Annotated in this window: 10 protein-coding genes; 5 read left to right on the top strand and 5 right to left on the bottom strand. The window is 62.1% G+C overall.

The annotated features are described in order from the left end of the window. Positions 1–163 precede the first annotated feature (163 nt). Positions 164–862, bottom strand: coding sequence for a FadR/GntR family transcriptional regulator (locus tag KSW38_RS21835; protein ID WP_216927048.1), 699 nt, complete (start codon positions 860–862; stop codon positions 164–166). A gap of 91 nt (positions 863–953) precedes the next feature. On the opposite strand from KSW38_RS21835, the gene KSW38_RS21830 reads away from it, so the two are divergent. Then, positions 954–2,285: an alpha-hydroxy acid oxidase gene (locus KSW38_RS21830; RefSeq protein ID WP_305799044.1), complete on the top strand. Its 1,332-nt coding sequence runs from the start codon at positions 954–956 to the stop codon at positions 2,283–2,285. Between the two features lie 75 nt (positions 2,286–2,360). Here KSW38_RS21830 and gdhA read toward each other — a convergent pair whose 3' ends face one another. Together gdhA and KSW38_RS21820 are read right to left on the bottom strand one after the other, a co-directional pair. Further along, positions 2,361–3,698: an NADP-specific glutamate dehydrogenase gene (gdhA, locus tag KSW38_RS21825; RefSeq protein ID WP_216927047.1), complete on the bottom strand. Its 1,338-nt coding sequence runs from the start codon at positions 3,696–3,698 to the stop codon at positions 2,361–2,363. 218 nt (positions 3,699–3,916) lie between these two features. Beyond that, positions 3,917–4,495, bottom strand: coding sequence for an ArsR/SmtB family transcription factor (locus KSW38_RS21820; RefSeq protein ID WP_216927046.1), 579 nt, complete (start codon positions 4,493–4,495; stop codon positions 3,917–3,919). 155 nt (positions 4,496–4,650) lie between these two features. Between KSW38_RS21820 and KSW38_RS21815 the strand changes: the two genes are divergently transcribed. Continuing rightward, positions 4,651–5,127, top strand: a complete 477-nt coding sequence (locus tag KSW38_RS21815; protein ID WP_216927045.1) for a hypothetical protein — start codon at positions 4,651–4,653, stop codon at positions 5,125–5,127. Positions 5,128–5,145: 18 nt separating this feature from the next. On the opposite strand, the gene KSW38_RS21810 is transcribed toward KSW38_RS21815, so the two are convergent. Continuing rightward, positions 5,146–6,294, bottom strand: a complete 1,149-nt coding sequence (locus KSW38_RS21810) for an acetoin utilization protein AcuC (protein WP_254186796.1) — start codon at positions 6,292–6,294, stop codon at positions 5,146–5,148. Here KSW38_RS21810 and KSW38_RS23575 point away from each other — a divergent pair. From KSW38_RS23575 to KSW38_RS21800, 3 genes are read left to right on the top strand one after another with little or no spacing between them, the layout of a single operon-like run. Further along, positions 6,293–6,430: a hypothetical protein gene (locus KSW38_RS23575; RefSeq protein ID WP_223946834.1), complete on the top strand. Its 138-nt coding sequence runs from the start codon at positions 6,293–6,295 to the stop codon at positions 6,428–6,430. The two genes, KSW38_RS21810 and KSW38_RS23575, sit on opposite strands and share 2 nt — an antisense overlap. A gap of 43 nt (positions 6,431–6,473) precedes the next feature. Beyond that, on the top strand, positions 6,474–7,907 hold the full coding sequence (locus KSW38_RS21805; RefSeq protein ID WP_216927043.1) for a TrkH family potassium uptake protein: 1,434 nt from the start codon (positions 6,474–6,476) through the stop codon (positions 7,905–7,907). 40 nt (positions 7,908–7,947) lie between these two features. Continuing rightward, a complete protein-coding gene (locus KSW38_RS21800; RefSeq protein WP_216927056.1) occupies positions 7,948–8,586 on the top strand; it encodes a potassium channel family protein in 639 nt (212 codons plus the stop codon). 72 nt (positions 8,587–8,658) lie between these two features. Here KSW38_RS21800 and proC read toward each other — a convergent pair whose 3' ends face one another. Beyond that, the gene (gene proC / locus KSW38_RS21795) at positions 8,659–9,489 is read right to left on the bottom strand and encodes a pyrroline-5-carboxylate reductase (protein WP_216927042.1); all 831 of its coding nucleotides are present in this window, start codon (positions 9,487–9,489) and stop codon (positions 8,659–8,661) included. Positions 9,490–9,690: the final 201 nt, after the last annotated feature.

Here is a 9,690-nt window from a genome sequence, read left to right as displayed (position 1 = left end):
AAAGGCACCCTCTACAGGGCCAGTCACTTACAGAGTCACACCCGCGAGGCAGAACGACTACTACCACTCTGCCAGCCAGTCCCAGACCAGCCACCCCAATCCTCACAGTCACTTACGGCCCATCCGGAAGGCCATCATGGGCCATAAGTGACCCCGCGTTGCTCTATATTCCAGAAGCCTGCGAGCCCACTCCGGCCTCTTTGTAGAAGCCCTGTATGTGGGCGGCCACAAGATCTGCCGCCCGGCCGCCGTCGTCCCCGTTGACGGCTGCAAGAATCGCTCGGTGTTCCGCTCGAAGCCTGTCTGACGTGGCCTTCCAATCAGGCAGGTTTCCGGTGAGTTTCCCGGCGTAATTTTCAATTGCACCCCGCAATGACGCCATCATGGCACTGACCACTGTATTGCCGGCAGCCTGTGCCAGCGCCACATGGAACCGGGCATCAAGCGCCAGGAACGTCTCGATGTCCGGGCTGTTGTCCATTTGCTCGAGCAGCGCCGCCGCCTCATCAAGGGCCGGGGCGCCAACCTTGGCCCGGGCAGCCGCCCAGGATTCGAGCAACACCCGTGTCTCCACGATGTCGGCCACGGGAAGATGGCGGGTTGCCACGTGGAGGCGCAACGTAGAGCCCAGCGCAGAGCCGGGCTCGGCGATCACTACAGTTCCCGCGTCTTTGCCCGAGCCAACTCCCGCGCGCACAACACCCATTGCTTCAAGGATCCGCACCGCCTCCCGCACAGACGTCCTCGATACCTGGAGCTGTTCGGCCATGGCCCGCTCTCCGGGGAGGCGTCCGCCGAGGGCGAGGTCGCCGTCGGATAGCTGCTTTTCTATCCACTGCAGGACTAGTTCGTGGGTACGCATACGGGAATACTAGTTGATGTGGTCCAACCACATGGCTTACAGTGTGGTTAGACCACAGTGGTAGGACCACAGAATTTCAAGGGAGAACCGCATGACCGACACCCTCGATCCGAAGATCACCGCAGCCCCCGCCAATGCTGGCAGCGACGAAACCGTCAGCCGGCCGCCGCAGCCGAGGCCCGCCGTCGTGCAACCTCCGGCACTGAAGCGGCGCATACCCAAAGTTGCCGATCTGGCTCCTTTGATGCAGTTCAAGAAGCCCGAATTCAGCAAAGCCGCCCGCCTCAAACGGGCGAGCACCATCTGGGAGCTGCGCGACATCGCGAAGCGTCGCACCCCACAAGCACCTTTCGACTACACGGACGGCGCCGCGGAGGAAGAAATCACGCTGCGCAGGGCACGCCAGGCGTTCCAGGACATCGAATTCCGCCCCGGGATCCTTCGCGATGTTTCCAGGATTGACCTCCGCACCGACATTTTGGGGAAGGAATCGCGCCTCCCCTTCGGCATCGCGCCCACCGGATTCACCCGCATGATGCAGTCCGAAGGTGAATACGCTGGCTCGCAGGCCGCAGAAGCTGCCGGCATCCCCTACACACTTTCCACGATGGGCACAGCATCGATCGAGGACGTCGCAACGGCTGCTCCGAACGGCCGCAACTGGTTCCAGCTGTACTTGTGGACAGACCGTGACCGGTCCCTTGAATTGATCGAGCGGGCCGCCAAAGCAGGCAACGATACCCTCATGGTGACCGTGGATACCGCCGTAGCGGGGGCTCGGTTGAGGGATGTCCGCAACGGCATGACCATCCCGCCGGCCCTGACGCTCAAGACGGTCCTGGATGCGTCCTACCGACCCGCCTGGTGGTTCAACTTCCTGACCCACGAGCCGCTGACGTTCGCCTCGCTCTCGCGCTACACCGGAACCGTGGCGGACCTCATCAACTCAATGTTCGATCCCACCCTGACCTATGAGGACCTGGACTGGCTGCGCGAAACCTGGAAGGGCAAGCTCGTGGTCAAGGGCATCCAGACCGTTGAGGACGCCCGTAAAGTGGTGGACCACGGCGCTGACGGCATAGTCCTGTCCAACCATGGCGGCCGCCAACTGGACCGTGCACCCATCCCGTTCCACCTGCTTCCCGAGGTCACTTCGGCGCTGAAGGCTGACAACAGCAAGGCTGCCGTCATGCTGGACACAGGCATCATGAGCGGCGCCGACATCGTGGCAGCCCTGGCTTTGGGGGCGGACTTTGCCTTGATCGGCCGGGCTTACCTCTACGGCCTCATGGCCGGCGGACGCGAAGGCGTGGACCGCACTATCCAGATCCTCGAGAAGGACATGACCCGCACCATGGCGCTCCTGGGCGTCAGCAAGGTATCGGAACTGAACCCGGATCACGTGCGGCTGCTCCAGCGCTAACCCATGTAGGTAGCAATAGTGCGCGTTTTGAACGTTCAAAACGCGCACTACTGCGACTTAGTTGGGTAATGGACGCTAGATCAGGCCCTGAGCCAGCATTGCGTCGGCTACTTTTACGAAACCGCCGATATTGGCGCCCACCACATAGTTGCCGGGCGAACCATATTCTTCGGCGGTTGCTGCGCAGCGGTCGTGGATGCCCACCATGATCTCGGTAAGCCGTTGTTCCGTGTGCTCGAATGACCACGAATCACGGCTGGCGTTCTGCTGCATTTCCAACGCGGATGTAGCAACACCTCCGGCGTTGGCGGCTTTACCCGGACCGAACAGAACGCCCGCCTCCTGGAACACTGCCACTGCCGAGCGCGTGGAGGGCATGTTGGCTCCCTCGGCCACCGCGATCAGGCCGTTGCTGACCAACTTCGCGGCAGCATCGCCGTCGAGCTCGTTTTGGGTGGCGCAAGGCAGTGCGACCGTGCCGTTCACGTCCCACACCGAGCCACCCGCTACGTAGCTGGATCCAGGCCGTCGAAGCGCGTATTCAGTAAGCCGGGCGCGCTCCACTTCCTTGATCCGGCGCAGGAGCTCGACGTCGATTCCCGCCTCGTCCACGATGTAACCGGCGGAGTCGGAACAGGCCACCACCGTGGCACCGAGAGACTGCGCTTTGGCAATCGCATTGATGGCCACGTTTCCGGAACCGGACACCACAACACGCTGACCGTCAAAGGAAGCGCCACGGCTCTTGAGCATCTCCTGGGCAAAGATCACTGTGCCGTAGCCGGTGGCTTCCGGCCGGACCAACGAGCCACCCCAGGAAATCCCCTTGCCGGTGAGGACCCCGGATTCGTAACGGTTGGTGATGCGCTTGTACTGGCCGAAGAGGAAGCCGATTTCGCGTCCGCCCACGCCAATATCGCCGGCAGGGACGTCGGTGTACTCACCGATATGACGGTATAGCTCAGTCATGAACGACTGGCAGAACCGCATGATTTCGGCATCCGAGCGTCCGCGCGGATCGAAGTCGGAACCGCCCTTGCCCCCGCCGATCGGCATGCCTGTGAGGGCATTCTTGAAGATCTGCTCAAAGCCGAGAAACTTGACGATGCCCAGATAGACGGAAGGGTGGAACCGCAGCCCACCTTTGTAGGGACCAAGCGCCGAGTTGAACTCCACACGGAAACCCCGGTTTACGTGGACGCAGCCAGAGTCGTCGGTCCACGGTACGCGGAAGATGATCTGCCGTTCGGGTTCGCAGAGACGCTCCAACACGGCACCCTCCAGAAATTCCGGATGCCGGTCGTGAACGGGCCCCAGGCTTTCGAAAACCTCGGTGACAGCCTGGTGGAACTCCTTCTCGCCGGGATTCCGCGCCAACACGGTGTTCCTGACAGCTTCGAGCCTCGAATCCATGCGTCTTCCTATCCCTCAGTGCGCCGGCCAGCGGCGAGACGATACAGTCCCGCTCATGGTTGCACCAACGGAGGTAGGATCTCCATCCGATGGGATTGTGACCATGGGCCCGGAGTTAACTCAACCGTAGAAAAACCCCGTAAACGCAAGGAACCTTGACCTTAAGGAAACCTCACAAGGTGTTGAAGATCACGTTAGATTGATCCGGGCGTAGCCCACTAGCGCTTGCGACCGAATTTCGGGAGGTTGGGAAGGTTCGGGAGATTGGCCAGCAGGTCCGCCGCTTTAGTGGCAGCGCGGCCAACAGTCCGGCCAATCTGCTGCGGGACAGTATCGTCCGATGCCAGATCCAACGAGACGGGCATCCCATCTGAGTGGACTTTTACGGCCTTGCTTACGGCCTCGGCACGAGTTGCAACGAGATCCGGCGCAGTCTCGGCGGGTTGCACAACCGACGCTGCGGCGCCCACGCCAGCGGGAGCCACCGTTTGCGGCGCTGCTTCCACGGAAGGTGCGACGGCGGCAGTAGCCGAGGGTCCGACGTCGAAGGTTTCCAGCCAGGTGGCCACACCGGCCAGCGGCTTCGGGTTCAGCGCGTAGTAGCGCTTCTGCCCCTGGGCGCGCATACTGACGAGGTCAGCCTCGCGGAGCACCTTCAGATGCTTGGAGATAGTGGGCTGGCTTGCAGCCAGTTCTTCCACCAGTTCGCCTACTGCTTTATCCCCAGAGCGGAGTGAAACCAGAATGTCGCGCCTGGTTGCCTCAGCAATGACGGCAAATACGTCGTCAGTCACCATGCCTCCCACCCTAGCGACATATACGCCAAATGGCATCCCTGTTTCGCACCGCGACGGCGCTGGATCGTTGACCCTTTCCAGAGCCAATGCTAAAACGGATTCACGGTCCGTCCGGGCTTCGAGGCCCCGGCCGCCAAAAGCACGGGGTGCGGGCAATGACTGATTTCCTTCGGCGGCAAATCTTCAACATCATCGCCGGTGTGTTCCTTGCCGTATTCGTCTTCGTGTGGAGTGCAGTGCTCCTTCGGGTCGGCACCTGGGTTCCGACAGGTGATCTGACGGCCCCTGAGCTGAACGGAGCCCTGGTTACCGCGGCGGGCGTCCTTGCCACGTCCCTGAGTTCGCTAACGGCGTCCGCACTGGGGTTCACCATTTCGGAGGTTAAGCGGGACAGCGCGAACGCTGGCGAATCCAGTCCCCTCGTCAGCCCGGCGGAGGTTGCCCTGCGGTTATCCGGACGGGTGATCTTTGCCATCATGGTTTACATCACCATGGGCTTGCTGGTCCTGGTGCTCTGGCTGTTCAAGGGCCAAGCGTCCACGGACCTCATCGGAGCATTTGCGTTGTCCTTGCTGGGCTGGCTCGTGGGTGCGGCGGGCGTGGTCTTCCAGACGGAGAAGTCAGAACCATAGGGGTGGGGTCAAGACCGGCTAGTCGAACCAGGGATCCAGCCCGTACAAAGGGAAGATCTCCTTGCGCGTGGCAATGACCGTCCGGTCCACCTCATCGGCGGGGTCGTATCCAACCTCCCAGGAACGCCACCAGACATCCACGTCATCGCTCATCGACTCCGGAGCCCACACGCCGTAAGCCTCCCTGACATAGTTGCGCCAGGCTTCTGGCACGGGCGTGCTCAACGGCACCGGCCGCTGCGTCACCATTCCGATCAGATGGCTCCAAGCACGTGGCACAACACCCGTAACGTCGTAGCCGCCTCCGCCTGTGGCGACCCACCGGTTATCGCAATACCTCGCGGCGAGGCTGGCGACGGCGCTGGCCGCCTCCCGCTGACCGTCCACGCTGAGGTTGAGGTGCGTCAATGGATCCAGGCGGTGCGAATCACAGCCGTGCTGGCTGACAATCACCTCGGGATTGAAGGCTCCAACCAGCTGCGGTACCACCGCATGAAAGGCGCGAAGCCACGCGGCATCTCCCGTGAACGCCGGTAACGCGACATTGACAGCCGTGCCGTGCGCATCCGGGCCGCCGGTTTCATTGGCGAAACCCGTTCCCGGAAAGAGGGTAAGCCCGGACTCATGCAGGGAAATTGTCATGACGCGGGGGTCATTCCAAAAAATGCTTTGCGTTCCATCGCCGTGGTGGGCGTCGACGTCGATGCTGACTATGCGGCTCACACCGCCGTCCAGAAGCCGCTGGATGGCAATGGCGACGTCGTTGTAGACGCAAAAGCCGCTGGCGCGGTCACGTGCCGCGTGGTGCATTCCACCACTGAAATTTACTGCGCGAATGGCTTTGCCGGACAGGATCGATTCCGCGGCCAACAAAGAACCGCCGGCCAGCCGGGCGCTGGCCTCATGCATACCAGCGAAGGCGGGATCGTCTTCAGTTCCCAGTCCGCGGTCTTCTTCGGGTTGGGCCGGGTCCTCGCTGACGCGGCGCACCGCCTCTACATAGTCGGCGCTATGCACCGAGCAAAGTTCGACGTCGGTGGCCACGTCCGGCGACTCAACCGCCACATGGCTGTGGTGGAAAAGACCAAGGGATTCTGCGAGCCTCGCGGTTAACTCCAGCCGCTGCGGGGCCATAGGATGGCTGGGACCAAAGTTGTAAGCTGTCATGGCTGGATCCCACACCACCGTCGTTGGCAGTGCGGATCGCGTAATGCTGGAAGCAGTTGTTCCAAGCCTGGAGTTCATCCAGAACAGGCTACCTGAGGCCGCGGGGCTGTACCGCCCGGTTACGCCGCAGGAATAGTGGTTTACTACTCAGGAAAGCATGTTCAACCGAGGAAGAACCCATGTCTCAAAGCCAGTCGCGCTCCGCGAGCCCGGCCCACTGGCAACCCGGCCAGCAGGAACGTGAAGGTCTGTGGATTTTCACACGTGCGCGCGACTTCATTGACAACATCGCCAACACGTCGCCGGCCCGTCTGGCCTTGGTCGCTTTCGCCTCCGTGATCCTGCTCTTCACAGGCTTGTTGTCCTTGCCGTTCTCCTCGGCTTCGGGCGAGCCTACTCCTCTGCACCAGGCCATGTTCACGGCAGTTTCCAGTGTCTGCGTGACGGGCCTGACCGTGGTTTCCACCGCTACCCACTGGTCCTTCCTTGGCCAGCTCATTATTTTGGTGGGCATCTTTGTGGGCGGCCTTGGCACGTTGACCTTGGCTTCACTGTTGGCCCTCATGGTCAGTAAGCGGCTTGGTGTCCGCGGCAAGCTCATCGCCCAGGAAGCCATGAACAACGCCGGCAGACTTGGTGAAGTGGGTACGCTGCTCCGCATCGTCATCGTGACCTCGGTGGTGATCGAGGGCGCACTCGCCTTGGCCCTGATCCCCCGCTTCATGCTTCTCGGCGAGCCATTCTTGCAGTCGGTATGGCACGGGGTCTTCTACTCGATCTCCTCCTTCAACAATGCCGGATTTACGCCGCACTCAGACGGAATCGTCCCCTACGAGACCGACCTCTGGATCCTTATTCCACTCATGCTGGGCGTATTCCTTGGCAGCCTCGGCTTCCCGGTAGTGATGGTTCTGCAACAGAACGGCCTGAACTGGAAGAAGTGGAACCTCCATACCAAGCTCACCATCCAGGTATCCTTCATCCTGCTGCTGGCCGGCACCGTCCTGTGGGCGCTCATGGAATGGGACAACGTGCGGACCATCGCGCATATGGATCTTGGCGACAAGCTCATCCATTCCCTCTTTGCATCAGTGATGACGCGGTCAGGCGGGTTCAACCTGGTGGACCAAAACCACATGGAATCCACCACCATGCTGCTCACCGACGCCCTCATGTTTGCCGGCGGCGGCTCAGCGTCCACAGCGGGCGGCATCAAGGTGACTACTATCGCGGTCATGTTCCTCGCCATCGTTGCCGAGGCCCGTGGCGATGCCGATGTTAAGGTCTACGGACGCACGATTCCCCAAGGCACCATGCGGGTGGCCATCTCGGTGATTGTTGCCGGTGCCACCCTTGTATCGGTCGCGGCATTCCTGCTGCTCTCCATCAGCGGGGCGACACTGGACAGGGTGCTCTTTGAAACCATCTCCGCCTTTGCCACAGTGGGACTGAGCACCAACCTCAGCGCCGAGCTGCCGCCGTCGGGCGTTTACGTCCTGACCGCACTAATGTTCGCAGGCCGTGTGGGCACCGTAACCCTCGCTGCCGGCTTGGCCCTGCGCCAGCGCAGCCAGCTGTACCACTACCCGGAAGAGAGGCCAATCATTGGCTAGTACCACTGGGGCGGCCAACCGTCCCGCCCACAACGCACCAGTGCTGGTCATTGGCCTTGGCCGATTCGGGTCGGCCACGGCCGAGCAATTGGTCAAGCAGGGCCGGGAAGTCCTGGCGATTGAACGTGACCGCACGCTCGTCCAGAAATGGGCGCCCGTGCTCACCCACGTGGTGGAGGCGGACGCCACCAACATCGATGCCTTGCGCCAGCTGGGGGCCCGGGAATTCAGTTCCGCCGTGGTAGGCGTGGGCACGTCCATCGAGTCCTCGGTGCTCATCACAGTGAACCTTGTGGACCTGGGCATCCAACACCTCTGGGTCAAGGCGATCACCCCATCCCACGGCAAGATCCTCAGCCGGATCGGCGCAAACCACGTGATCTACCCGGAAGCCGACGCAGGCGTGCGTGCCGCGCACCTGGTGTCAGGGCGCATGCTTGACTTCATCGAGTTCGACGACGACTACGCAATCGTGAAGATGTATCCGCCCAAGGAAACTGTGGGCTTCACCTTGGAGGAATCCAAGGTGCGGTCCAAATACGGCGTGACGATCGTCGGCGTGAAGACCCCTGGAGAGGACTTCACGTATGCGCGGCCGGAAACCAAGGTGTCCGGACACGACATGCTGATCGTGTCCGGACACGTCGATCTCTTGGAGCGCTTCGCAGCGCGGCCGTAGGGAGCGGGTGCATTGGGCCCACGACCGCAGGGTTCCCTGGCCGAGCTTGCGAGGCTAGGGAGCGGTTGGGGACTAGCCCAGCTGCTTGGTGATCTCGGCCGCGCGCGTAGCAGCCGCACGGGCTCCATCGGCGATGATCCTGGGGATCCCGCCGTCGTCGAATGCTGCGATAGCCCGCTCGGTGGTGCCGTTGGGACTGGTTACGGCAACGCGAAGTGCAGTGGGGTCCGCCCCCGGCTCCGCCAGCATGAAACCGGCGCCCGCCACCGTTTCGCGGGCAAGCATGACGGACAGTTCGGCGTCCAGCCCCAGCTCGACACCCGCAGCGGCCATGGCCTCGGCCAAATAGAACGCGTAGGCGGGACCGGATCCACTGATGGCGGACAAGGCGTCCACTTGTTCCTCGGGCACCTCCACAACCTTGCCGGCACCTGCCAGCGCTGCCTTCACCGTCTCCAGCTGTTCCGGCGTGCAGTGCGTCCCGGGCGAGACGGAAACGACGCCGCGACCCAGCTTTGCGGGTGTGTTCGGCATGGTGCGGATCACCGGCTGCCCTTCCGGGAGGGCGGCCTCAATCTGCGCGATGGAAACCGCAGCGGCCACGCTCACAACGACGGTGTCCTTAGCGAGTGCCGGGCTGATTTCCCGTGCGAGTTCCGTGATGCCAACTGGTTTGACCCCAAGGATGACGATGCGGGAACCCTTGGTGGCAAGCTTGTTGTTGTCCGGTTCTTCCTCGCCAGCGATCGCCATAACGCCGTACCGCTGCGCAAGCTCTTCTGCACGCTCGGTACGTCGGACAGTGGCGACGACATCGGATGGGTCGGTCCCGGCGGCAAGGAGACCGGCCAGAATTGCCTCGTTCATGGATCCACAGCCAAGGAATGCGATTCGGTTGCTCATTGCACCATCATGGCAGTTTGCCCACGGAGGGGTCGAACGCTGTCCGGATTCACAGCTTGTTCCCAAGAATATTGCAGGCAGCACCCAACCTTGGTCCGTAACTTAGTAGTTACCTCATTGAGGGTGCGAGTGATGAGGCGGGCATGGGGATGTCCGCCAACAGCACCGGTGGCCGGGGCGGGTTTTCCCCCATTTCCCGAT

Origin of the sequence: Paenarthrobacter aromaticivorans (assembly GCF_019038615.1) — a bacterium.
Classification (GTDB): domain Bacteria; phylum Actinomycetota; class Actinomycetes; order Actinomycetales; family Micrococcaceae; genus Arthrobacter; species Arthrobacter aromaticivorans.
This window is presented reverse-complemented; position numbering and strand designations above follow the sequence as displayed.

Bases quoted from the DNA above. Each gene is read 5' to 3' on its own strand.
- KSW38_RS21835 (WP_216927048.1), bottom strand. From the start codon at position 862: ATGCGTACCCACGAACTAGTCCTGCAGTGGATAGAAAAGCAGCTATCC.
- KSW38_RS21830 (WP_305799044.1), top strand. From the start codon at position 954: ATGACCGACACCCTCGATCCGAAGATCACCGCAGCCCCCGCCAATGCT.
- gdhA (WP_216927047.1), bottom strand. From the start codon at position 3,698: ATGGATTCGAGGCTCGAAGCTGTCAGGAACACCGTGTTGGCGCGGAAT.
- KSW38_RS21820 (WP_216927046.1), bottom strand. From the start codon at position 4,495: ATGGTGACTGACGACGTATTTGCCGTCATTGCTGAGGCAACCAGGCGC.
- KSW38_RS21815 (WP_216927045.1), top strand. From the start codon at position 4,651: ATGACTGATTTCCTTCGGCGGCAAATCTTCAACATCATCGCCGGTGTG.
- KSW38_RS23575 (WP_223946834.1), top strand. From the start codon at position 6,293: ATGGCTGGATCCCACACCACCGTCGTTGGCAGTGCGGATCGCGTAATG.
- KSW38_RS21810 (WP_254186796.1), bottom strand. From the start codon at position 6,294: ATGACAGCTTACAACTTTGGTCCCAGCCATCCTATGGCCCCGCAGCGG.
- KSW38_RS21805 (WP_216927043.1), top strand. From the start codon at position 6,474: ATGTCTCAAAGCCAGTCGCGCTCCGCGAGCCCGGCCCACTGGCAACCC.
- proC (WP_216927042.1), bottom strand. From the start codon at position 9,489: ATGAGCAACCGAATCGCATTCCTTGGCTGTGGATCCATGAACGAGGCA.